Origin of the sequence: Microbacterium sp. Leaf288 (assembly GCF_001422925.1) — a bacterium.
Classification (GTDB): domain Bacteria; phylum Actinomycetota; class Actinomycetes; order Actinomycetales; family Microbacteriaceae; genus Microbacterium.
Genome location: NZ_LMNI01000012.1, coordinates 466,200 through 488,834 on the forward strand (window position 1 = coordinate 466,200; position 22,635 = coordinate 488,834).

Below are 22,635 nucleotides of genomic sequence, written 5' to 3' on the forward strand. Positions count from 1 at the left end.
GTCCTACCTCCGACCCGACCTCACCGCGGTGATGATCCGCGCCAGCGCCCAGCCGGCGGCGGACACGAGCGGGACGCTCACCACGATCATGGCCACCGGGTTCGGCTGGAACTTCGGCCCGTTCGGACCGTTCACATACGCGCCGATGGGCAGCACGTAACCGCCGCCACCCCCGCCGCTTCCTTCGCCCTCACCCTCGGGCAGCCCGCCGCGCGCGGGCCACTTGCCGGAACCGCCGCCGCCGCCGAACCCGAAGACGACCAGGGCCGCCGGGGTCACCTGTCGCCCGCCGACATCGATGGTCTCGCCGAACGCCATCTTCGCGCCCCATGATGGCGCGGACTTCGTCAGACTCTCGACCGGTGACTCCATCAACGACTCCTCCGCTTCGGTCCGCACACGCTGACACCCAACATAGAGAGCCCTGCGGGACGCCACCAGAGGGCGTCGCGACGGGTCACTCCGGCGCGTACTTGAACGACAGCTGGATCCGCGAACGGAACAGCAGCGCGCCGTCGTCGCCGACGACGACGTCCTGCTTCGTCACTTCCGCGATGCGCAGATCGTGCAGCGATCCTGCGGCGGTGTTGATGGCTTCTCGGGCGGCCTCCTCCCAGGACGAGGCACTCGTGCCGATGACGTCGATCACTCGGTAAACGCTCATCTCAACCCCACATCGCTCGATGCCGACACGACCATAGTGATCCCGGTCGCGCCCGGATGGAAGGGGTGCACCTCGACCGGGACAACGAGGAGAGCGGATGCCCCCTCCCGGGGCATCCACTCTCCTCATGTCATCGATTCAGGCGTGGGTCAGAACGGGTTCGGCGTCAGCGTGTACTTGGTCTGGAGGTACTCGTGGATGCCCTCGGCGCCGCCCTCGCGGCCCAGGCCCGACATCTTCCAGCCGCCGAACGGCGCTGCCGCGTTGGAGACGACGCCCATGTTGAGGCCCATCATGCCGGTCTCGAGGCGCTCGATCATGCGCTGGCCGCGCGCGAGGCTCTCGGTGAACACGTACGAGACGAGTCCGTACTCGGTGTCGTTGGCCAGGCGCACCGCGTCGTCCTCGTCGTCGAACGGGATGATCGCGAGCACCGGCCCGAAGATCTCCTCGCGGAGGATCTCCGACCCCGGCTGCACGTCGGTGACGACGGTGGGCTCGTAGAACGTGCCCGGTCCGTCGACCTCGTTGCCGCCGGTGGTGACCTTCGCGCCACGGGACACGGCATCCTGCACCAGCTGCGACGCCTTCGCGACGGCACGGTCGTCGATGAGCGGACCGATGTTCACGCCCTCCTCGGTGCCGCGGCCGATGGTGAAGCCGTTGACGCGCTCGGTGACCCGGCGGGCGAACTCGTCGGCAACGGAGCGGTGAACGATGAACCGGTTGGCCGCGGTGCACGCCTGACCGATGTTGCGGAACTTCGCCGCGATCGCGCCGTCGACCGCCTTGTCGAGGTCGGCGTCGTCGAACACCACGAATGGGGCGTTGCCGCCGAGCTCCATCGAGGTGCGCAGCACGCCCTGCGCGGCCTGCTCGAGCAGACGCTGGCCGACCTGCGTCGACCCGGTGAACGAGAGCTTCCGCAGCCGCGGGTCGCGGATGATCGGCTCCGACACGGCGCCCGACGTCGAGGTAGTGAACACGTTGACGACACCGGCCGGCACGCCGGCATCCTCCAGCAGCCGCGCGAACGCGAGCGTGGTGAGCGGCGTCAGCTCGGCCGGCTTGATGACCACGGTGCAGCCTGCGGCCAGCGCCGGGGCGATCTTGCGTGTCGCCATCGCGAGCGGGAAGTTCCACGGCGTGATGAGGAAGCAGGGACCCACCGGGTGCTGCGACACGATCATCCGGCCGGTGCCCTCGGGGTTCGCGCCGTAGCGGCCCTGCACGCGGGAGGTCTCCTCACTGAACCAGCGCAGGAACTCGCCGCCGTACGCGACCTCGCCGCGCGCCTCGGCCAAGGGCTTGCCCATCTCGATCGTCATCAGCAGCGCGAAGTCCTCCTTGCGCTCCTGCAGCAGATCGAACGCACGCCGCAGGATCTCCGCGCGCTGCCGCGCCGGCGTCGCCGCCCACGCCGGGAACGCGTCGACGGCCGCATCGAGGGCCGCCTTGCCGTCCTCGGGCGACGCGTTCGCGATCTCCTTGACGACCTCGCCGTTCGAGGGATCGTAGACCTTCAGGGTCTTGCCGCCGGATGCCTCACGCCACTGCCCGCCGATGAACAGCCCGTCGGGGACGGACGCCAGCAGCTCGGACTCACGGGTTTCGGTGATCGTCGTGGTCACGGGGACTCCCTTGTCGGTGGACGGATGCCGCGGCACCCTCTTCGGTCGTTGGTCTGGGGCTATTCTGCCCGCGGCCGACCTCGCCGGCCGATGTACATCTTGTACAGTTCGCTGTCATGATTCACCCGCCTGCACAGCGGTTGCGCCTCGCGCCTGCGTCCTCATTCGAGGTCGAGGGCCGAGATGAGGACCGGGCTCGGGCCGCGATCCCTCATCTCGGCTCTGCTCCTCAATCGAGGACGCGCGCGAGCGCCGGGGCGTGCTGGTCGACGAATGCGCCGGCGAGGAACGCCGAGAGCTCGTCGGTCGCGGCGAGCGGGAGCACCGCCGCGACGTACTGGTCGGGGCGCACGACGACGACCACGCCGTCGCGCGACAGGCCGCGCTCCTCGAAGATGTCGGTGCTCGTCCAGGCGCTCGGAGCGGCCGCGTAGACCTTCTCCCAGTCGGTGAGTCCGAGGGGTCCGGTCTTCGGCAGGAACAGCTCGGGCACCCGGGCGATGTCGACGTCCTCGTGCGGCTGCTGGTAGATCACCTTGACGTCGAACACGGCGTCGATGTCGGCGCCTTCCGGTGTGAAGCGCTGCACCGGGGACTCGGCCGAGGCGATGAACGCGGCCCAGTCGGAGAGGACGGATGCCTCCCCCGCCGCGGGCGCGTCGGCGAAGGCGTAGATCCGCCAGCGGCCGTCGGCCTTCGCGTGGTGGCCGAGGTGGACCGGGTTGCCGTCGCAGACGCGCACGACCTCCGCGGACTTGAACCGCTTGCCCAGCGGGAACCCCTCGGCGAGCGCCTGGTGCGCAGCATCCGTCACGATCATCGACGCGCCGTACTGCGTCATGAATCCCGACGGGAACTCGGCGGTGCCGAGGTAGAAGGTGGCGAGCTCCTGCGGGTCGGAGATCTCCTCGGGCTTGCGGGCCATGAGGGCCGACCACTCGCGGTCGAAGTCGATGAGCTGCTGGGCGACCGGCTGCCGCTCGGCGGAGTACGTCGAGAGGAGGGAAGCGGGACTGAGCCCCGTGAGGACGTGACCGAGCTTCCAGCCGAGGTTGAAGCCGTCCTGCATCGAGACGTTCATGCCCTGGCCGGCCTTGGCGCTGTGCGTGTGGCACGCGTCGCCGGTGAGGAAGACTCGGGGGTCGTGCCCCTGGTCGACGTCGACGTCGTCGAACTTGTCGGTGACGCGGTGGCCGACCTCGTACACGCTGTGCCACGCGACCTGCTTCACGTCGAGCGAGTACGGGTGGAGGATGTCGTTCGCCTTGGCGATGACGGCCTCGATCGGCGTCTGGCGCACGCGGTGGTCGTCGTCCTTCGCGACCTCCCCGAGGTCGACGTAGACGCGGCAGAGGTAGCCGCCTTCACGCGGGATGAGGAGGATGTTGCCGGCCTCGGAGTTGATCGCGCACTTGGTGCGCCAGTCAGGGAAGTCGGTGTTGACGAGCACGTCCATGACGCCCCAGGCGTGGGCCGAGAACGCGCCGACGTGCGTGCGGCCGATCGCCTCGCGCACCCCGCTGCGCGCGCCGTCGCACCCGACGACGTACCTCGCGCGCACGGTGCGCTCCTCGCCGGCGCGCTCGCCCGCGACGTGCCGCACGCGCACCTCGACCGGGAACTCGCCGCCGTCGTGCACCGTGAGGCCGACGAACTCGATCCCGTAGTCGGGCAGGATGCGCCCCGGCCCGTGGGCAGCGGCCTCGGCGAAGTAGTCGAGCACGCGCGCCTGGTTCACGATGAGGTGCGGGAACTCGCTGATCTTGAACGCGTAGTCCTCCGTGCGGGCCGTGCGGACGATCTTGTCGGGGTTCTGGGGGTCGGGACCCCAGAAGTTCATCCACGCGATGTTGTAGGCCTCGGCGACGATGCGCTCGGCGAAGCCGAACGCCTGGAACGTCTCGACGCTCCGCGGCTGGATCCCGTCGGCCTGCCCCAGCACGAGGCGCCCCTCGCGGCGCTCGATCATGCGGGTCGTGACGCCGGGGAACTGCGACATCTGGGCGGCGAGGAGCATGCCCGCAGGGCCCGAGCCCACGATGAGGATGTCCATCTCGTCGGGCAGCTCGGCCGGGCGGTCGATGCCGGTGCCGGCGGCGTCCTGCACGCGCGGGTCGGCCGAGACGTAGCCGTGGTGGTGGAACTGCATCGGTGTCCTCCTCGGACTACGGTGTCGAGGGCTCGTGGCCTGGGCTTGCTGCGAGCGCGGGCGTGTTCTATATTCGAACACGCCGTTCTACTATTGAACAGATCGTATACGAAGGGATGCCGCATGACAAGGCTCGACGGCACGACAGCGCCCGCTTCGCAGACGCTGAGCCGCGGCATCCGGATCCTCGAAGTGCTCGCCGACGCACGTGGTCCGCTCTCCATCGACGAGATCGCTGCGCGGCTCGAGGTGCACCGTTCGGTGGCCTACCGGCTCCTTCGCACACTCGAGGACCACGGGCTCGTCGAGCGTGACGCCGCCGGCCGCATCGAGCTGGGAGCCCGTCTCGCCGCCCTTGCCGCCGGCGTCGCGCACGACCTGCAGGCCGAGGCGCTCCCCGAGCTCACCGCTGTCGCGGGCGACCTCGGCGCGACCTGCTTCCTCGCGGTGCTCGACCACGAGGAGTGCGTCACGCTCTCGAGCGTCGAGCCGCGCCACGCCGTGAACCCTGTCGCGCAGCGGCCGGGCACGCGGCATCCGATCACGCGCGGTGCCCCGGGCAAGGCGATCCTGTCGTTGCTGCCGACGTCGTCGTGGCCGGCCGGCGTGTCAGCGGAGCTCGCGGCGGAGGTGACGGATGCCGCCACCCGCGGCTTCGCGACGAGCCACGACGAGGTCATCCCCAGCCTGCGGGCGGTCGCCGTGCCGCTCGTCGTACGCGGGCGCGGGCCCGCGGCGATCGCGGTCGTGTTCGTCGCGAGCGCGCACTCCGATGAGGAGATCGCGGCGCGCCTCACCCGATCGGCGAGCGCGATCCGCGACGCGCTGGGCGGCTAGCCCCGGGGTGTTCGTCAGGCCCCGGTGGGGTACTCGGTCACGAGGCGGATGTTGTACTCCGCGACGCGCTGCGGCACTCCGGCGAACGCCTCCGCCCGAGCCTCCGACGCCAGGTACTCCTTCTCGAGGGCGACGAACGCGTCCTCGTCGCCGGGGGCGCTCACGGCCCACACGAACTCGTTCGTCTCGGGAAGGCCGTAGGCGAACTCGATCGTGAAGCCGGCGGCGGGCCGCACCCGAGGCATCCACTCGTTCCACCACGCGACGAAGGCGTCGTACTCCCCGTCGACGAGCGTGTACCGGCGGAGCTGAGTCGTCTTCATGACTCCCATCCTGCCCGAAGACCTATACTCGTCACGTCCGGTGGCACCGTCGCCCGCCGGTGCTCGAAAAATGGGCACGCAGCGCGCACGCGCGAGACACATACGGCTCTCGATCCGTTCCGTCTCGAAAGGCATCGCCATGTCTCCTGCCATGAGCACCGTCTCGGCGCACGTCGCCCTCACGCTCGCCCACCACATCGATCACGTCTTCGGCGTGATGGGCAACGGCAACGCGTACTTCCTCGACGCGCTCGAGCGCTCCACCGACGTGCACTTCACCGCCGTGCGCCACGAGGCCGGCGGCGTCGTGGCCGCCGATGCGTACCACCGCGCCTCCGGGCGGCTCGCCGCCGCGACCGCGACGTACGGCGCCGGCTTCACGAACACGCTCACCGCCCTCGCCGAGGCGGTGCAGGCGCACGTGCCGCTGGTGCTCGTCGTCGGCGACGAGCCGACGTCGGGCCCGCGCCCGTGGGACGTCGACCAGATCGCCCTCGCATCGGCCGTCGGCGCGCGTACCTATACCGTCGGGCGGGCGGATGCTGCGGCCACCACCATCATCGCCATCGAGCACGCGCTCACCTACCGGGTGCCGACGGTGCTCGCGATCCCCTACGACGTCGCAGCACGTGACGCCGGCCCGCTTCCCGAGGCTCCGCAGCCGCGTCTTCCCGCTCCCCTCGTGCCCGCGGGGCCCTTCGCCGAAGGTGCGGTCGAGGGACTCGTCGCGGCGCTCGCCTCCGCCGAGAGACCGTTCCTGCTCGCGGGTCGAGGAGCGTGGATCTCGGGCGCCGGCGAGGCCCTCGGCGACGTCGCCGACGCGGTCGGAGCCGTCACGGCCTCGACCGCGCTCGGGCGCGGAGTCTTCCCGCGCGCCGAGTTCGACCTCGGCGTCACCGGCGGCTTCGGAGCCGAGGGCGCCATGGAACTCGTCCGCGAGGCCGATGTGGCCGTCGTGTTCGGGGCGTCCCTCAACCAGTTCACGATGCGCTTCGGCGACCTGTTCGCACCCGGCACCCGCGTGTTCCAGGTCGACGTCGCGCCCGCCGCGACCCACCCGCACGTGGGCGGCTACGTGCGCGGCGACGCCGCGGTCGTGGCCCGTGCCGTCGCCGACGGCCTGCAGGCACGCGGCGGCACGGCGAGCGGCTGGCGCGAGTCCGTCGACCTCATGCCGCTGCGCGCATATGAGGCGGGAGACGGCGTCGCCCCGGATGGTCGACTCGACCCGCGGACCCTCGCCGCGCGCATCGGCGGGCTGCTGCCGGAGGACAGGGTCGTCGTCTCGGACGGCGGCCACTTCATCGGCTGGGCGAACATGTACTGGCCCGTCGCGTCGCCCGACCGCATGACGATGGTCGGCACGGCGTTCCAGTCGATCGGCCTCGGGTGGCCGTCGGTGCCGGGCGCTGCGCTCGCGAAGCCCTCGGCGACCGTCGTGCTGACGACGGGCGACGGCGGCGGGCTGATGGCCCTCGCCGACCTCGAGACAGCCGTCCGCGTCGCCGGCGGCCGCGGCGTCGCGGTGGTGTGGAACGACGCGGCCTACGGAGCCGAGATCAACCTCTACGGCCTGAAGGGTCTCGCGAAGGAGCCGATGCTCATCCCCGAGGTCGACTTCGCCGCCCTCGCGGCGGGCGTCGGCGCCGAGGGCGTCGTCGTCCGCACCCTGGCCGACCTCGACCGGCTCGCGGAGTGGACGGCCGAGCCCGCAGCATCCCGTCGCTTCCTCGTGCTCGACTGCCGCATCTCGGGATCGGTGATCGCGCCTTATCAGCGCGAGATCATCCGTGTGAACTCGTAGCCCCCGGCCGACTCGTCGCGCATCCCAGGGCGCCCTACTCCCCCGTGAAGTCGGGCTTGCGCTTCTGCTGGAAGGCGGCGAAGCCCTCGCGGTAGTCGGCGGTGCTGCGCAGCGCCTCCTGTCCGCGGGCCTCTTCGGCCAGAGCGTCCCACAGGCGCTCGCCGCGCAGACGAGCGATCAGCCGCTTCGAGGCGACGAAGGCAGCAGTCGGTCCGGCCGCGGCGAGCGCTGCGCGCTGCAGCGTGAAGTCGAAGACCTCCTCGACCGGCATCGCGCGGCTGAACAGGCCGGCCGCCACAGCCTCGGCACCCGACATCATCGCGCCGGTGTAGATGAGGTCGAGCGCCCGGTGAGCGCCGAGCCGTTCGTACAGCAGGGCGTGGCCGCCCGAGTCGAGCATCGCGCCCAGGCTCGCGAACGGGGAGCCGATCTTCGCGTCGTCGGCGACGTAGACGACGTCGGTCGCGATCGCGAGGCCGAGCCCCACGCCCAGGCACGCGCCGTGGACGGCCGCGAAGGTGGGCGCCGGGAACGCGGCGATCCGCCGCATGAGCGTCTCCACGCCCGCGAGGTACTCGGGCACGTCGTCGGTCACCGGGTCCACGCCCGCGATGTCGCGGCCGGCGCAGAACGCCCGGCCCTCGGCGCGCAGCACGAGCGCACGCACCCCGGACTCCTCCGCGCTGCGGTACGCGGCATCCATCTCCCCCAGCTCCCGCAGTGAGAGCGCATTGAGCTTCGCGGGCGCGTTGAGGACGACTTCGGCGACGTCGCCCGTGATGGTCAGTTCGATCATGGCGTTCCTCCTAGACGTCGTAGTCGACGACGACGGTATCGGTCGTGGGGTGCGACTGGCAGGTGAGCACGTACCCGCGCTCGAGCTCGTCGGGCTCGAGCGCGTAGTTCTCGGTCATCGTGACCGAACCCTGGAGCAGGCGCGCACGGCACGTGCCGCACACACCGCCGGCGCATGCGAACGGCACGTCGGGGCGCACGCGCAGCGCCGCGTTGAGGATCGACTCGTGCGCGGCGACAGGACTGTCGACGGCCTGCGACTGCCCGTCGAGGGTGAACTCGATGCGGCGCACCGCCTCGTTCTCCGCGACGACGACCGGGCGCCCCGCCGACGGCTCGGCGCGCTCCCCCTCGCCCGTCGTGAACAGCTCGTAACGCACGTGCGCAGGGTCGACGCCGATGTCCGCGAGGGTGTCGCGGCACAGCTGCACGAGTTCGAACGGTCCGCACAGGAACCACTCGTCGACCGTGTCGGGCAGCACGAGGTCGCCGAGGATCCGCCGCAGCCTCGGCTCGTCGATGCGGCCCGACAGCAGCGGGGCGGTGCGCTGCTCGCGAGAGAGCACGTGGTGCAGCGCGAGCCTGGTCGGATAGCGGTCCTTGAGGTCCGAGAGCTCGTCGAGGAACATCACGTCGAGGCTCGAACGGTTCGTGTAGACGAGCGTGAACCGTGACGAGCGCGACCGCGCGAGCACCGTCGCGGCGAGCGCCATGAGCGGCGTGATGCCCGACCCCGCGGCGATCCCCACGACGTGCGCGTCGTCGAGGTCGCCGAGCTTCGAGGTGAACGTGCCCTGCGGGCTCATCACGTCGATCTCGTCGCCGACCTTCAGCTCGGTCTGCGCCCAGGTCGAGAACCGGCCCCCCGAATCGCGCTTGATCGCGACGCTGATGGTGCGCGGCCCATCACCGCCGCCACCCGCATCCTCCGCGCGGCACAGCGAGTACGAACGGCGCACCTCGTGGCCGTCGAGGACCTTCCGCAGCGCGACATGCTGACCCGCGAGGTAGTCGAACGCGTCCCGCGACTCCTCGGGGATCGCGAAAGTCACCTCCACCGAGGCATCCGTGAGCGGCCGCACCGCCGCGACCCGCAGCGTGTGGAACCGTGCGCGATGCTTGGCGCCGCGCGGGCCGCCGACCGCGGTGGTGAGCAGCGTCTCGGCGATGCGCTCGTTCTCGCTCGCCGAGGTCGAGTCGGACCGCATCAGTGGACCTTGAAATGGTCGAAGGGCTCGAGGCACGCGCGGCACTCGTACAGCGCCTTGCACGACGTCGACCCGAAACGGGCGATCTCCCGCGTATCCAGCGACCCGCAGCGCGGGCACCGCACCGACAGCTGCAGCCGGATCGCTCCGCTCACCGCAGCGCGTCCGGTGGGCGGCGCGATGCCGTACTCGACGAGCTTGTGCTTGCCGGCATCCGTCATCCAGTCGGTGGTCCATGCGGGGGCGAGCACCAGTCGCACGTCGATGTCGTCGAAGCCCGCCGAGGTGAGGGCGAGCACGACGTCGTCGCGGATCGCGTCCATCGCGGGGCACCCCGAGTAGGTCGGCGTGATCGTGACCGTCACGCGCCCGGCGTCGACCACGACGTCGCGCAGCACGCCGAGATCCTCGATCGTGAGGACGGGAACCTCGGGATCGAGAACGGACGCCGCCACCTCCCACGCCCGCTCGGCCGTGACCGCGCCGGTCACCATGTCGACCCCGGGTGCTGCCGGGCCAGCACCTGCATCTCAGCGAGCAGGTAGCCCATCGTCGGGAAGTGCGACCCGTGGCGCCCGCCGGCCGACGACATCGGAGTGGTCGGAACGTCGAGCCCGGCCTCGGCGAACACCGCGGAGATCACGGCGTCGAACGCCGGCTGCAACGTCGATGGCCGCACGGCGACGCCGTCGAGACGCTCGATCAGCGGCTCGTCGCGGAACAGCTCGCCCGCGTACGGCCACACGTCCCCGATCGCGCGGATCATGCGCCGCCGCGACTCCGCGGTGCCGCCCGCGAGGCGCAGCGTCCACTGCACGGCGTGGTCGCGGTGGTACTCGACCTCCTTGACCGCCTTCGCAGAGATCGCAGCGAGAGTGTCGTCGGACGATGTCTGCAGCGCCGTGTACAGCTCGAACAGGTACACGGATGCTGCCAGCTGACGCGCGATCGTCTGCGCGAAGTCTCCGTTGGGCTGCTCGAAGAGCCAGGCGCTGCGGAAGTCCGGCTCGTCGCGCCAGTACGCGAGGTCGTCCTCGGTGCGGTCGTCGTACGTCCCGGCGTAGCGGAGGAAGGAGCGCGCGTGCCCGAGCAGGTCGAGTGCGATGTTCGCCAGCGCGACGTCCTCCTCGAGCTCGGGGGCGCGGGCGATCCACGCGCCGAGCTGCTGCGACAGCACCAGTGCGTCGTCGCCGAGCCACAGCGCGTACTCGGCGACGTCCGCCGTCGCCGCGCGACCTTCGCCCCCGGCCAGTTCGGCCGACAGCTCGAGCTGCTCGACGGTCACGTCACCGTGCGTGGCTTCTTCCCCGGTTTGGGGCGCGTTCTCTCCGTCGGGGCGGACGTTATCCGCCCCAACGGACGAATCGCGCCCCAAACCCGTGTGGCCGATGGTGCTCACAGGTGAGGCACCCCCTCCGACGCCGTGTAGTACGTGGCGTGGCGGTAGTTCTTGCCCGCGGGGCTCTCGAAGAACGCGCCCTTCGAGTCGGGGTCGCTCGTCGTGATCGCGTCGGCAGGGACGACCCACACGGAGGTGCCCTCGCCCCGGCGCGTGTAGAGGTCGCGCGCGTTGCGCAGCGCGAACTCGGCGTCGGGAGCGTGCAGCGAGCCCGCGTGCACATGGGAGAGTCCGCGGTTCGCGCGAACGAACACCTCGTACAGCGGCCAGGTCTCGCGCTCGGATGCGCCGGGAGTGGTCATGCCGCCACCGCCTTCACGTTCTGCTTGCGGGCGTACTCGGCGGCCGCCTCGCGCACCCACGCGCCCTCCTCGTGGGCGTTGCGGCGGTTGCGGATGCGCTCGACGTTCATCGGGCCACGGCCGGCGAGCACCTCGTGGAACTCCGTCCAGTCGATCTCGCTCGTGTGCCACCGCTGAGCCTGCTCGTCCCACCGCAGCTCGGGATCGGGAAGGGTCACACCCAGCACCTCGGCCTGGGGCACCAGCATCCCGATGAACCGCTGCCGCAGGTCGTCGTTCGAGAAGCGCTTGATCTTCCAGGCCATCGACTGCGCCGAGTTCGGCGACTCGTCGTCAGGCGGCCCGAACATCATGAGCGACGGCCAGTACCAGCGGTTCACGGCATCCTGAGCCATCTCCCGCTGCGCGGGCGTCCCCTGCATGAGGGTCAGCAGGATCTCGAAGCCCTGCCGCTGGTGGAACGACTCCTCCTTGCAGATGCGCACCATCGCCCGGCCGTACGGGCCGTACGAGGCGCGGCACAGCGGCACCTGGTTGCAGATCGCGGCGCCGTCGACGAGCCAGCCGATCGCGCCCATGTCGGCCCACGTCGGCGTCGGGTAGTTGAAGATCGACGAATACCGCGCCCGCCCCTCGATGAGCTGCTCGGTCATCTCGTCGCGCGTGATGCCCAGGGTCTGGGCGGCGGAGTACAGGTACAGGCCGTGACCGGCCTCGTCCTGCACCTTCGCCATCAGGATCGCCTTGCGCTTGAGGCTCGGCGCGCGAGAGATCCAGTTGCCCTCAGGCTGCATCCCGATGATCTCGGAATGCGCGTGCTGCGAGATCTGCCGGATCAGCGTCTTGCGATAGGCCGCCGGCATCCAGTCCCGCGGCTCGATGCGCGAGTCGGCCTCGATGATCGCGTCGAACGCCGCCTGCTCGGCGACCTCGTCGATCAGCACCTCGGTCGTCATCATCGACTCCTTATTTACAGACCGTTCGTTCAGTAAAGTCTACCCGGTGACGGATGCTTCGGCACCGCCGCCGACCGCATCGTCGGGGTGGGTGCGGCGCGTGGTGACGGACCGACCGCGGAACTCGGCGACCACGTCGCCGGTGTCGTCGGTCACCGTGACGTCGTAGAGGCCGTTGCGCCCGGAGAGGATGCGCCGCCGCGCGTGCGCGGTGAGCGTCTGGCCGGCGTGCGTGGCCTTGAGGAACGAGATGTCGGCGCCGGCGGCCACCGTCACGTCGCCGCTCTCGTTGCAGGCCATCGCGAACGCCGTGTCGGCGAGCGCGAACACCATGCCGCCGTGCGTGATGGCGAACCCGTTCGTCATGTCATCCCGCACCGGCATCGACACGACCGCCTCACCGGGCTCGTCGCGCTCGACGACCATGCCGAGCGCGGCCGACGCGCGGTCGCGCTGCAGCATGCGACGCTGGCCCACGAAGTGCGCGGCGGGGTCGGTCATGCGCCCGGCTCCACGCTGCCGAAAGCGGCATCCGCTGCCCCATCCGCATCCGTGCCTCCGCATGCGCTGCCGAAACCGGCATCCGCGGCCGAACGCTCCGACCGCGGACGCCGATTTCGACCGCGCGGAGCTGACGCGGGCATCATGCCGTGACCTCCGCAGAGACCGGGGCGACGGATGCCTCGGCGGCAGCATCCGATTCCGCCGCCGTCTTCGCGACCAGCGTGAGGACGTCGTAGGTCGCGACGATCTCGTCGCGCTGGTTGAGGATGACGGCGTCCCACCGCACCTCGCCGTACTCGTCGGTCTCGCGCGGGGTGATCTGCTTGGCCGTGAGCACCACTCGGATCTCGTCGCCGGGCGACACCGGGGTCATGAACCGCAGGTTCTCGAGGCCGTAGTTGGCGAGCACGGGGCCGGGCTCGGGATCGACGAAGAGCCCCGCCGCCCACGAGACGAGCAGGTAGCCGTGGGCGACGCGGCCCGGGAAGAACGGGTTCGCGGCGGCCGCCTCTTCGTCCATGTGGGCGTAGAACAGGTCGCCGGTGAAGTTCGCGAACGTCTCGATGTCGTCGAGCGTCACCGCGCGCAGGGGCGAGGCGATCTGGTCGCCGACCGCGAGTTCGGCGAGCGACTTGCGGAACGGGTGACGATCCGATCGGGATGCTGCACCCTGATGCCACACACCGGTCAGCGCCGTCAGCATCGCGGGCGAGCCCTGCAACGCCGTGCGCTGCATGTGATGCAGCACCGCGCGGATGCCGCCGAGCTCCTCGCCGCCGCCGGCGCGGCCGGGCCCGCCATGCACGAGGTGCGGCACGGGCGCGCCGTGGCCCGTCGACGTGCGGGCGTCGTCGCGGTCGAGGAACAGCAGGCGTCCGTTGTAGGCGGCGGTACGGGCCAGCAGGGTCGCGGCGACGGCGGGGTCGGCGGTCGCGACGCTCGTCACGAGCGACCCGCCGCCGCGGCCGACGAGGTCGGCCGCTTCATCGACCGTGCGGTAGGCGAGCACGCTCGCCACGGGGCCGAAGGCCTCGACGTCGTGCACCGCGTCGGGCAGCGCGTCGGCCGCGCCGTCGAACCCGATCACGATGGGCGTGAGGAAGGCTCCGTCGGGGGCGGGACCGGTCGAGCCGTCGGCGAGCGTCACGTCCGGGGCATCCGTCGTCCCGAGCAGGATGCGGCCGCCCGCGGCTTCGAGCTCACCCACGGCGCGCAGCACCTCGTCGCGCTGCGCGAGCGAGACGAGCGGGCCCATCGTGACGCCTTCAGCGTGGGGATCACCCACGACGACGCGTTCGGCGATCTTGTCGCGCAGGGCGCCGACGAGCGGCTCGACGGCGTCCGTCGGCACGATGGCGCGGCGGATCGCGGTGCACTTCTGCCCCGCCTTCGTCGTGAGCTCGACCATGAGCTGCTTGACGTACGCATCGAACTCGGGCGTGCCCGGGACGGCGTCGGGGCCGAGCACCGACGCGTTGATCGAGTCGGTCTCGCTCGTGAACCTGACGCCCGGGGCCGCCTGCTCGCGAAGCCGGGACGCCGTCGACGCGCTCCCGGTGAACCCGACGAGGTCGCCGAGCCCCAGGTGGTCGAACAGCCCCGGCACGGCGCCGCTCACCAGCTGGAGGGAGCCGGCCGGCAGCTTCCCGGTCTCGACGAGGATCCGCAGCCATGCCTCGGCCACGTACGCCGTCGGCGTGGCGGGCTTCACGATCGTCGGCACGCCCGCGAGGAACGCGGGGGCGAACTTCTCGAGCGCGCCCCACATCGGGAAGTTGAAGGCGTTGATCTGCACGGCAACGCCGGGCAGCCGCGTGTACACGTGGCGCCCGAGGAACGAGCCGTCCTTCGACAGCGACTCGACCGGGCCGTCGAGGTACACCTGGGCGTTGGGCAGCTCGCGCCGCCCCTTCGACGAGTAGGTGAAGAGCACTCCGATGCCGCCGTCCACGTCGCTCAGCGAGTCGCGCGTGGTCGCGCCCGCGCGCTTGGACAGCTCGTAGAGCTCCTCCTTGCGCGCGGTCAGCGCGATGCCGAACTCCTTCAGCAGCAGCGCACGCTGGTGGAACGTCAGCGCGCCGAGGCTCGCCTGGCCGATGGTCCGTGCATGGACGATCGCGCCGGCGAGGTCGATCCCGTCGGTGCTGACGCGCGTCACGACCTCACCCGTCGACGCGTCGCGCACATCCGTCGCACCGGTCGCCGAGGCGGGCGTCCACCACGCGTCGCGCAGGTAGCTGGGGAGGATGTCGGTCACTGGTCACTCCATTCGTAGAAGCCGCGGCCGGTCTTGCGGCCGAGATGTCCGTCGGCGACGAGGCGCCTGAGCAGTTCCGGGGGCGCGAAGCGCTCCCCGAGTTCGCGGTGCAGCTCCTCGGCGATGCCGAGGCGCACGTCGAGGCCGACGAGGTCGGTCGTCCGGAGGGGACCGACCGGATGCCGGTACCCGAGCTCCATCGCCGCATCGATGTCGGCGGCCGAGGCGACCCCCTCCTCGAGCATGCGGATCGCCTCGAGCCCGAGCGCGACGCCGAGTCGACTCGATGCGAAGCCCGGGCTGTCACGCACGACGACCGGCGTCTTGCCCAGCGCCGCGATCCAGCCTTTCGCCGCGTCGACGAGCGTGGCATCGGTCGCGGTGCCGGTGACGACCTCCACGAGCTGCGACGCCGGCACGGGGTTGAAGAAGTGCAGCCCCAGGAAGCGCTCGGGCCGATCCAGAACGGATGCGAGGTCGTCGATCGAGATCGACGACGTGTTGGTGGCCAGGGCCGCCTCCGGCGCGAGCACGCGTTCCGCACGCCCGAGGGCGTCGAGCTTGAGCTCCCGATCCTCCGGGACCGCCTCCACCACGAGACCGCAGCCGGCCAGAGCCGCAGCATCCGTCGCCGTCTCGATGGCCGCGGCGAGCGCGTCGACCCCTCGATCGGTGGTGCCGCGCTCGACGCTGCGGCGCACGCTCTCGAGAAGGCGAGCGGATGCTGCGACCGCCGCGTCCGCGTCGCGCTCGACCACGACCACGTCGGCGCCGGCGAGCACGAACGCGTGCGCGATGCCCGCACCCATGCGCCCGCCGCCGATGACCCCGACCCGCTCAGGCACCCCCGAAGACTCAGGGCGTTTCGTCTCGCTTCGCTCGCTCAACGACCGGGTGCTGTCGACGGCCGCGCTCATCAGCGCTTCCTCTCGAGGAACGCGGTCATGCGGCGGTCCTTCTCGGGGCTCTCGAAGAGCTGCGCCTGCAGCTCCAGCTCGATCTCCGGGTGTGCGGCGCGCGGGGCGAGGAGCGCCGTCTTCGTGTGGCGCGTCGCGAGCGGATCGTTGCGCGCGATCCGGTCGGCGATCGCGTGGGCGGCGGGAAGGAGGTCGCCCGGCTCGAACAGCGACGACACCAGTCCCCACTCGACGGCGGTGTCGGCATCCAGGATCCGTCCGGTCAGGAGCAGCTCCGCAGCCCGCGCCTCGCCGACGATCTCGGGCAGGCGCCAGGTCGCACCGGCGGCCGCGATGATGCCGAGGCCGGTCTCGGGATTGCCGATCTTGAGGGTCGGCGAGCCGATGCGGATGTCGGCCGCGTACGCGAGCTCGGCGCCCCCGCCGAGGGCGTAGCCGTCGATCGCCGCGATGACGGGCATCGGCAGGTGGCGGATCCGCGTGAACGCCCTCGTGTTGATCCCCCGGCGCGCGTCGGCGGCGCGGCGCTGCCGCAGCTGGGCGATGTCGGCGCCCGAGGCGAACACACCATCGGAGCCCGTGAGGATGAGCGTCCGCGGCTCGCGCTCGAGCTCGCCGCACAGCTCATGCAGCCGGTCGATGGTGTCCTGGTCGATGGCGTTGCGCACGTCCGGCCGTGACAGCGTCGCGACGACGCGGTCCTCGCGGCGCTCGATCTTGAGCGGCTCAGGCATCGGCATCCTCTCGATCCGCTTCGTCGCGGTCTCGCGCCCATAATATCTGATCGATCGTTCAGTAATGTCACCGTGTCGCGCGGCGCCGACGCCGACGGGTGCGAGACTGGGCGCATGTCCGCGAGCACCGACACCTCTCCCGCGCGACGCGGCCGTCCCGGCTACGACCGCGATCAGGTGCTCGCCGTCGCCGTCGCCCTCTTCAACGAGCAGGGGTACGACGCCACGTCGGTCGCCCATCTCGCCTCACGCCTGGGCCTCACGAAGTCGGCGCTGTACCACCACTTCGACTCGAAGGAGCAGCTGCTCGCGCTCGCGCTCGGCGAAGCGCTCGACGGACTCGAGGGAGTGCTCGAGGAGCCCGAGGCCTCCGTCGGCGACCCGGCGGAGCGGCTCGGCGCGGTGCTGCGGGGTGCGGTGCTCGTGCTCGTCGACAGGCTCCCGTATGTGACACTCCTCCTGCGCGTGCGCGGAAACAGCGACGTCGAGCGCGCGGCTCTCGAGCGGCGCCGCGCGTTCGACCACCGTGTGACCGCGCTCGTGACCGAGGCGCAGCGCGCGGGTCAGGTGCGCGCCGACGTCGACGGCGCCGTGACCACGCGCCTCGTCTTCGGCATGGTCAACTCGATCGTCGAGTGGTACCGGCCGGGCGGCGCCGTCGACCGCGAGCGCCTCGCCCACGACGTCGTCGCGGTCGCACTGGACGGCATGCGCACCCGCTGAAACGCACGGATGCCGCGCACCCGAGCCCGCACAGGGGCTCAGGGACGCGGCATCCGCTCCCGAAAGGTCAGGCCTTGGAGAGGCCGTAGATCGGGCTGACCGACTGCTCGGCCTCGTGGTCCGGGCCGAGCGGGATGCCGGAGCGGTCGCGCAGAAGCAGCGTGGCGATGAGGCCCACGACGGTCATTGCGGCGAGGTACCACGTGACGGAGACCGTGGAGCCGGTCGCCTGCACGAGGGCCGTCGCGATGGTCGGGGCGAAGGCGCCGCCCAGGATCGCACCGATCGCGTACGAGATCGAGACGCCCGAGAAGCGGATGGATGCCGGGAACAGCTCGGAGTAGAGCGCGGCCTGGGGTCCGTACGTGAAGCCGAGGCCGATCGTGAGGATCGCGAGACCCAGGAAGAGCAGCCAGATGTTCCCGGTGTTGACGAGCGGGAAGAGCAGGAACACCCCGGCGAGCTGCAGGATCCACCCGATGATGTACGTCGTGCGGCGGCCGATGCGGTCGGACAGGAAGCCGGCGGCCAGCGTCGACAGCAGCCACGTGACCGCCGAACCCGCGACGGCCCACAGCACGGGCCCGCGCTCGAGGGCGAGCGGACCCTCGGGGTTGGTCGAGTAGCCCTGGATGTATCCGCCCGTGGTCATGTAGCCGACGGCGTTGTTGCCGGCGAATACCAGCGCGGCGATGAACACGAGGAGCAGGTGCTTGCGGAAGAGCGTGATGATCGGCATGCGCGCCTTCTCCTTGCGCTCGGCGAGCTCGGCGAAGACCGGGCTCTCCTCGACGCGGCGGCGCACGTAGTAGCCGACGAGGATCAGCACGACGCTGAGCAGGAACGGCACACGCCAGCCCCACACGAGGAACGCGTCTCCGGGAGCGATCATCGCCATGAGAGCCATGACGCCCGAGGCGAGCAGCAGGCCGAGCGGCACGCCGATCTGCGGCGAGGCTCCGAACGCGCCGCGGCGCTGCTTCGGCGCGTGCTCGACGGCCATCAGCACCGCGCCGCCCCACTCGCCGCCGGCGGAGATGCCCTGGACGATGCGCAGGAGCACGAGGAGGATCGGCGCGGCGACGCCGATCGCCTCGTAGGTCGGCAGCACGCCGATGAGCGCGGTGGCCGCGCCCATGAGGATCAGGGTCCACATCAGCACGACCTTGCGGCCGTACTTGTCGCCGAAGTGCCCGGCCAGGAAGGCACCGAGCGGCCGGAAGAGGAAGCTCACACCGACGGTCGCGAAGGCGACGATCGCACTGTTGGCGCCGAGCGGTGCGAAGAACAGCTGGCCGAAGACCAGGCCGACCGCGGTCGCGTAGATGAAGAAGTCGTACCACTCGACGGTGGTGCCGACGACCGTCGCGAACACGACGCGTCGTCGGTCCGTGGTGGACGCGATGGTTCCGGTGGGGGTGAACCCTGCTGTGGGTCCTGAGGTGCTGCTCATGGTGACTCCTGTGTCGGGGGCTGACGACATCGTCGCCGGCGAACCGTTGGGGGATGGTTGCCGGATGCTGCACGATCATATACGATTTCGAATACGACGCAACAGGTCGCTTCGAGTAAGGGAGCTCATGGACGAGATCACGGTCCCCACGCCTTCTCCACACGCCGCCGGCGCGTCGCGCGGAGCCTCCGGACACGTGGACCCAACCGCAGACCGCCGTTTCGCGGCGCTTCCGGGCCGCCCGGGCAAGATCATCGCCATCCACCTCAGCTACGCGTCGCGTGCGGATCAGCGCGGGCGGCGGCCGCAGCATCCGTCGTACTTCTTCAAGCCGTCGAGCTCGGTCGCGGCGTCGGGCGACACCATCGAGCGTCCGGAAGGCACCGAGCTGCTCGCGTTCGAGGGCGAGATCGCGCTCGTGATCGGCACCCCGGCCCGCCGCGTCGGACTCGCCGACGCGTGGGACCACGTCGCGTGGGTGACGGCCGCCAACGACTTCGGCCTCTACGACCTGCGCCAGAACGACAAGGGCTCGAACGTGCGCTCCAAGGGCGGCGACGGCTACACGCCCGTCGGTCCGGCGCTCATCGATGCGCGCGCCATCGACCCCGAGGCGCTGCGCGTGCGCACGTGGCTCAACGGCGAGATCGCGCAGGACGACACGGCCGCGGGCATGATCTTCCCGCTCGCGCAGCTCGTGGCCGACCTGTCGCAGCACTTCACGCTCGAGACCGGCGACGTGATCCTCACCGGCACGCCCGCCGGCTCGTCGGTCGCGGAGCCCGGCGATGTCGTCGAGGTCGAGGTCGACGTTCCGGGCGGCCCGTCGTCGGGACGACTCGTGACGACGGTGTCGCAGGGCTCGGCGGCCTTCGACGCCGAGCTCGGCTCGCTGCCCGCGGCCGACGACCTGCAGCGCACGGAAGCCTGGGGCTCGCGCGAGGCCGCCGGGCTGCCCGCGATCGACGCCGCGACCCCGCCCCTCTCCCCCGAGCTGCGCGCCAAGCTCGAGGCCGTTCCGGTGGCCGGGCTCTCGGCGCAGCTGCGCAAGCGAGGGCTGAACAACGTGCACGTCGACGGCGTGCGCCCCCTGCATCCCGAGGCCAAACTCGTCGGCATCGCCCGCACGCTGCGCTTCGTACCCAACCGCGAGGATCTCTTCGCGTCCCACGGCGGCGGCTACAACGCGCAGAAGCGCGTGTTCGACGCCGTCGGCGACGGCGAGGTCGTCGTGATCGAGGCGCGCGGCGAGGCGGGCTCGGGCACGCTCGGCGACATCCTCGCGATCCGTGCGCACGCCCGCGGCGCCGCCGGCATCGTCACCGACGGCGGAGTGCGGGATGCTGCGGCCGTCGCCGCCGTCGGCATCCCGGTGTACTCGTCCGGCGCGCACCCCGCGGTGCTGGGCCGCAAGCACGTGCCGTGGGACGCCGATGTGACGATCGCGTGCGGTGGCACCACGGTCCAGCCCGGCGACATCATCGTCGGCGACGCCGACGGGGTCATCGTGATCCCGCCGGGGATCGCCGAGGAGGTCGTCGACGCCGCGCTCGCCCAGGAGGACGAGGACGCCTGGATCGCCCACCGCGTCGCGGAGGGGCATCCCGTCGACGGGCTCTTCCCGATGAACGCCGAATGGCGCGCGAAGTACGACGCCCGAGAGGAAGGCCGCGCATGAGCCCGACCGACGCCGACACGCTCAGCAAGTCGCAGCAGGCGTATCGCTGGATCAAGGAGCGCATCGCGAACCAGGAGTTCACGCCGGGCTACCGCCTGGTGCTGGGCAGCATCGCCGGCGATCTCGACATGAGCGTCGTGCCGGTGCGCGAGGCGATCCGTCAGCTCGAGGCCGAGGGGCTCGTCACGTTCGAGCGCAACGTCGGGGCGCGGGTGTCGATGGTCGACGACTCGCAGTACCGCTACAGCATGCAGGCGCTGTCGATCCTCGAGGGCGCCGCCACCGCGCTGGCCGCGCGCCGGCTCACCGCTGACGACGTCCGCAACGCGCGCCGCATCAACGAGCTCATGATCGAGACGCTCGAGCACTTCGACCCGCGGGCGTTCACCGCGCTGAACCAGGAGTTCCACGCGGCGCTGTTCGAGAAGTGCGCGAACCCGCGCATGCTCGACCTCGTGCACGCCGAGTGGGCGCGTCTCGGCCACCTGCGCGACTCGACGTTCAGCTTCGTGCCCGGCCGCGCGCAGGAATCGGTGCGCGAGCACGAGAACATCCTCGTCCTCATCGAGACCGGCGCCCCGCTCGGTGAGATCGAGAAGGCCGCCCGGCGCCACCGCTCGGCGACCCTCGACGCGTACATGATCCACGAGCACCCCGACGAGGCCCTGGGCCTTCCCGCGTTCTGACTCACGGATGCCGGGAGCCCCGGCATCCGTCTCCACCACCTCCGACGAAGGAGCAGCAATGACCGACACGCAGACCGTCCTCGCGACGCGGCATGTGCCCGAGGGCCTGCCGAGCCGCATCCAGCACTACATCGACGGCGAGTTCGTCGACTCGCAGGACGGCGACACGTTCGACGTGCTCGACCCGGTGACGAACGAGACCTACGTGCAGGCCGCGGCCGGCAAGAAGGCCGACATCGACAGGGCCGTCGCCGCCGCGCGACGCGCGTTCACCGAGGGACCGTGGCCCCGGATGCTGCCGCGCGAGCGCTCGCGCGTCCTGCACCGCATCGCCGACATCGTGGAGTCCCGCGACGCACGGCTGGCCGAGCTGGAGAGCTTCGACTCCGGGCTGCCGATCACCCAGGCGCTCGGCCAGGCCCGCCGCGCGGCCGAGAACTTCCGCTTCTTCGCCGACCTGATCGTCGCCCAGGCCGACGACGCCTACAAGGTGCCGGGCCGGCAGATGAACTACGTCAACCGCAAGCCGATCGGCGTCGCGGGGCTCATCACCCCGTGGAACACGCCGTTCATGCTCGAGTCGTGGAAGCTCGGCCCCGCGCTCGCCACCGGCAACACGGTGGTGCTCAAGCCCGCCGAGTTCACGCCGCTGTCGGCGTCGCTGTGGGCCGGCATCTTCGAGGAGGCAGGCCTCCCGAAGGGCGTGTTCAACCTCGTCAACGGACTCGGCGAGGATGCCGGCGACGCGCTGGTGAAGCATCCCGATGTTCCGCTCATCTCGTTCACCGGCGAGAGCCGCACCGGGCAGCTCATCTTCGGAAACGCCGCGCCGTTCCTCAAGGGCCTGTCGATGGAGCTCGGCGGCAAGTCCCCCGCGGTCGTGTTCGCCGACGCCGACCTCGACGCCGCGATCGACGCCACGATCTTCGGTGTCTTCTCGCTCAACGGCGAGCGCTGCACCGCGGGCTCGCGCATCCTCGTGGAGCGCCCGGTCTACGACGAGTTCGTGAGGCGCTACGCCGCGCAGGCCGACCGCGTCGTCGTCGGCTACCCGCACGACCCGAAGACCGAGGTCGGGGCGCTCGTGCACCCCGAGCACTACGACAAGGTCGTCTCTTACATCGAGATCGGCAAGTCGGAGGCGCGACTCGTCGCCGGCGGCGACCGCCCCGAGGGGTTCGAGACGGGCAACTTCGTGCGCCCGACCGTGTTCGCCGACGTGGCACCGGGCGCCCGGATCTTCCAGGAGGAGATCTTCGGCCCGGTCGTCGCGATCACCCCGTTCGACACCGACGAGGAGGCGCTCGAGCTCGCCAACGGCGTGCGCTACGGGCTCGCCGCGTACGTGTGGACCAACGACCTCAAGCGCGCGCACAACTTCTCGCAGGCGATCGAGGCCGGGATGGTCTGGCTGAACTCGAACAACGTGCGGGACCTGCGCACCCCGTTCGGCGGCGTCAAGGCCTCGGGTCTCGGCCACGAGGGCGGCTACCGCTCCATCGACTTCTACACCGACCAGCAGGCCGTGCACATCACGCTCGGCCCCGCCCACAACCCCACCTTCGGAAAGGCGGATGCCGCCGGCCACTGAGGGCCGCAGCATCCATCTCCGATA

At 70.9% G+C, this 22,635-nt stretch carries 22 protein-coding genes; 6 read left to right on the forward strand and 16 right to left on the reverse strand.

Going from position 1 to position 22,635, the window contains the following annotated elements:
- Nucleotides 1-3: 3 nt before the first annotated feature.
- From ASF40_RS15705 to ASF40_RS15720, 4 genes are all read right to left on the reverse strand, one after another.
- Nucleotides 4-372 carry a hypothetical protein gene (locus ASF40_RS15705; RefSeq protein WP_045300895.1) on the reverse strand — a complete coding sequence of 123 codons (369 nt, stop codon included), beginning with the start codon at nucleotides 370-372 and terminating at the stop codon, nucleotides 4-6.
- A gap of 85 nt (nucleotides 373-457) precedes the next feature.
- Complete coding sequence (locus ASF40_RS15710; protein ID WP_056370701.1) at nucleotides 458-664, reverse strand: dodecin family protein; 207 nt, start codon at nucleotides 662-664, stop codon at nucleotides 458-460.
- 149 nt (nucleotides 665-813) lie between these two features.
- Entirely contained in the window at nucleotides 814-2,283 is a 1,470-nt protein-coding gene (locus ASF40_RS15715) for an NAD-dependent succinate-semialdehyde dehydrogenase (RefSeq protein ID WP_056371543.1), read from the reverse strand.
- A gap of 241 nt (nucleotides 2,284-2,524) precedes the next feature.
- Nucleotides 2,525-4,444, reverse strand: coding sequence for an FAD-binding monooxygenase (locus ASF40_RS15720; RefSeq protein ID WP_056370703.1), 1,920 nt, complete (start codon nucleotides 4,442-4,444; stop codon nucleotides 2,525-2,527).
- Between the two features lie 123 nt (nucleotides 4,445-4,567).
- Here ASF40_RS15720 and ASF40_RS15725 point away from each other — a divergent pair, with 123 nt between their 5' ends.
- A complete protein-coding gene (locus ASF40_RS15725) occupies nucleotides 4,568-5,281 on the forward strand; it encodes an IclR family transcriptional regulator (protein ID WP_056370705.1) in 714 nt (237 codons plus the stop codon).
- A gap of 14 nt (nucleotides 5,282-5,295) precedes the next feature.
- Here the strand turns inward: ASF40_RS15725 and ASF40_RS15730 are convergent, their stop codons facing one another.
- Entirely contained in the window at nucleotides 5,296-5,604 is a 309-nt protein-coding gene (locus ASF40_RS15730; protein WP_056370706.1) for a hypothetical protein, read from the reverse strand.
- A 151-nt stretch (nucleotides 5,605-5,755) separates the two neighbouring features.
- Here ASF40_RS15730 and ASF40_RS15735 point away from each other — a divergent pair, with 151 nt between their 5' ends.
- Complete coding sequence (locus ASF40_RS15735; protein WP_056370708.1) at nucleotides 5,756-7,408, forward strand: thiamine pyrophosphate-binding protein; 1,653 nt, start codon at nucleotides 5,756-5,758, stop codon at nucleotides 7,406-7,408.
- A gap of 34 nt (nucleotides 7,409-7,442) precedes the next feature.
- Here ASF40_RS15735 and ASF40_RS15740 read toward each other — a convergent pair whose 3' ends face one another.
- The 10 genes from ASF40_RS15740 to ASF40_RS15785 all read right to left on the reverse strand — a co-directional run bounded on the left by ASF40_RS15740 (nucleotide 7,443) and on the right by ASF40_RS15785 (nucleotide 16,480).
- Complete coding sequence (locus ASF40_RS15740) at nucleotides 7,443-8,204, reverse strand: enoyl-CoA hydratase/isomerase family protein (RefSeq protein ID WP_056370710.1); 762 nt, start codon at nucleotides 8,202-8,204, stop codon at nucleotides 7,443-7,445.
- Between the two features lie 10 nt (nucleotides 8,205-8,214).
- Nucleotides 8,215-9,411, reverse strand: coding sequence for a 1,2-phenylacetyl-CoA epoxidase subunit PaaE (gene paaE, locus ASF40_RS15745; protein ID WP_082497106.1), 1,197 nt, complete (start codon nucleotides 9,409-9,411; stop codon nucleotides 8,215-8,217).
- Entirely contained in the window at nucleotides 9,411-9,905 is a 495-nt protein-coding gene (gene paaD, locus ASF40_RS15750) for a 1,2-phenylacetyl-CoA epoxidase subunit PaaD (protein ID WP_056370711.1), read from the reverse strand. The genes paaE and paaD overlap by 1 nt, the downstream gene beginning before the upstream one ends.
- Nucleotides 9,899-10,696: a 1,2-phenylacetyl-CoA epoxidase subunit PaaC gene (paaC, locus tag ASF40_RS15755; RefSeq protein WP_056370713.1), complete on the reverse strand. Its 798-nt coding sequence runs from the start codon at nucleotides 10,694-10,696 to the stop codon at nucleotides 9,899-9,901. Before paaC ends, paaD begins: the two co-directional genes overlap by 7 nt.
- A gap of 110 nt (nucleotides 10,697-10,806) precedes the next feature.
- The gene (gene paaB, locus ASF40_RS15760) at nucleotides 10,807-11,112 is read right to left on the reverse strand and encodes a 1,2-phenylacetyl-CoA epoxidase subunit PaaB (protein WP_056370714.1); all 306 of its coding nucleotides are present in this window, start codon (nucleotides 11,110-11,112) and stop codon (nucleotides 10,807-10,809) included.
- Nucleotides 11,109-12,071, reverse strand: a complete 963-nt coding sequence (gene paaA, locus ASF40_RS15765) for a 1,2-phenylacetyl-CoA epoxidase subunit PaaA (protein WP_056370715.1) — start codon at nucleotides 12,069-12,071, stop codon at nucleotides 11,109-11,111. The genes paaB and paaA overlap by 4 nt, the downstream gene beginning before the upstream one ends.
- Nucleotides 12,072-12,107: 36 nt before the next feature.
- Nucleotides 12,108-12,569, reverse strand: coding sequence for a hydroxyphenylacetyl-CoA thioesterase PaaI (paaI, locus tag ASF40_RS15770; protein WP_082497108.1), 462 nt, complete (start codon nucleotides 12,567-12,569; stop codon nucleotides 12,108-12,110).
- A 142-nt stretch (nucleotides 12,570-12,711) separates the two neighbouring features.
- Nucleotides 12,712-14,829, reverse strand: a complete 2,118-nt coding sequence (gene paaZ / locus ASF40_RS15775; protein ID WP_056370716.1) for a phenylacetic acid degradation bifunctional protein PaaZ — start codon at nucleotides 14,827-14,829, stop codon at nucleotides 12,712-12,714.
- The gene (locus ASF40_RS15780; RefSeq protein ID WP_268776136.1) at nucleotides 14,826-15,674 is read right to left on the reverse strand and encodes a 3-hydroxyacyl-CoA dehydrogenase family protein; all 849 of its coding nucleotides are present in this window, start codon (nucleotides 15,672-15,674) and stop codon (nucleotides 14,826-14,828) included. The genes paaZ and ASF40_RS15780 overlap by 4 nt, the downstream gene beginning before the upstream one ends.
- Nucleotides 15,675-15,745: 71 nt before the next feature.
- A complete protein-coding gene (locus tag ASF40_RS15785) occupies nucleotides 15,746-16,480 on the reverse strand; it encodes an enoyl-CoA hydratase/isomerase family protein (protein ID WP_157549721.1) in 735 nt (244 codons plus the stop codon).
- Between the two features lie 114 nt (nucleotides 16,481-16,594).
- Here ASF40_RS15785 and ASF40_RS15790 point away from each other — a divergent pair, with 114 nt between their 5' ends.
- A complete protein-coding gene (locus tag ASF40_RS15790) occupies nucleotides 16,595-17,203 on the forward strand; it encodes a TetR/AcrR family transcriptional regulator (RefSeq protein WP_056370720.1) in 609 nt (202 codons plus the stop codon).
- A gap of 67 nt (nucleotides 17,204-17,270) precedes the next feature.
- On the opposite strand, the gene ASF40_RS15795 is transcribed toward ASF40_RS15790, so the two are convergent.
- Nucleotides 17,271-18,656: an MFS transporter gene (locus ASF40_RS15795; RefSeq protein WP_056370722.1), complete on the reverse strand. Its 1,386-nt coding sequence runs from the start codon at nucleotides 18,654-18,656 to the stop codon at nucleotides 17,271-17,273.
- A 127-nt stretch (nucleotides 18,657-18,783) separates the two neighbouring features.
- Here ASF40_RS15795 and ASF40_RS15800 point away from each other — a divergent pair, with 127 nt between their 5' ends.
- Genes ASF40_RS15800 through hpaE form a run of 3 tightly spaced genes read left to right on the forward strand, consistent with a single transcriptional unit; the run spans nucleotide 18,784 to nucleotide 22,611 of the window.
- Entirely contained in the window at nucleotides 18,784-20,334 is a 1,551-nt protein-coding gene (locus tag ASF40_RS15800) for a fumarylacetoacetate hydrolase family protein (protein ID WP_082497110.1), read from the forward strand.
- On the forward strand, nucleotides 20,331-21,020 hold the full coding sequence (locus ASF40_RS15805; RefSeq protein WP_056370724.1) for a GntR family transcriptional regulator: 690 nt from the start codon (nucleotides 20,331-20,333) through the stop codon (nucleotides 21,018-21,020). The genes ASF40_RS15800 and ASF40_RS15805 overlap by 4 nt, the downstream gene beginning before the upstream one ends.
- Before the next feature lie 58 nt (nucleotides 21,021-21,078).
- A complete protein-coding gene (gene hpaE / locus ASF40_RS15810; RefSeq protein WP_056370726.1) occupies nucleotides 21,079-22,611 on the forward strand; it encodes a 5-carboxymethyl-2-hydroxymuconate semialdehyde dehydrogenase in 1,533 nt (510 codons plus the stop codon).
- The last annotated feature ends 24 nt before the right edge of the window (nucleotides 22,612-22,635 follow it).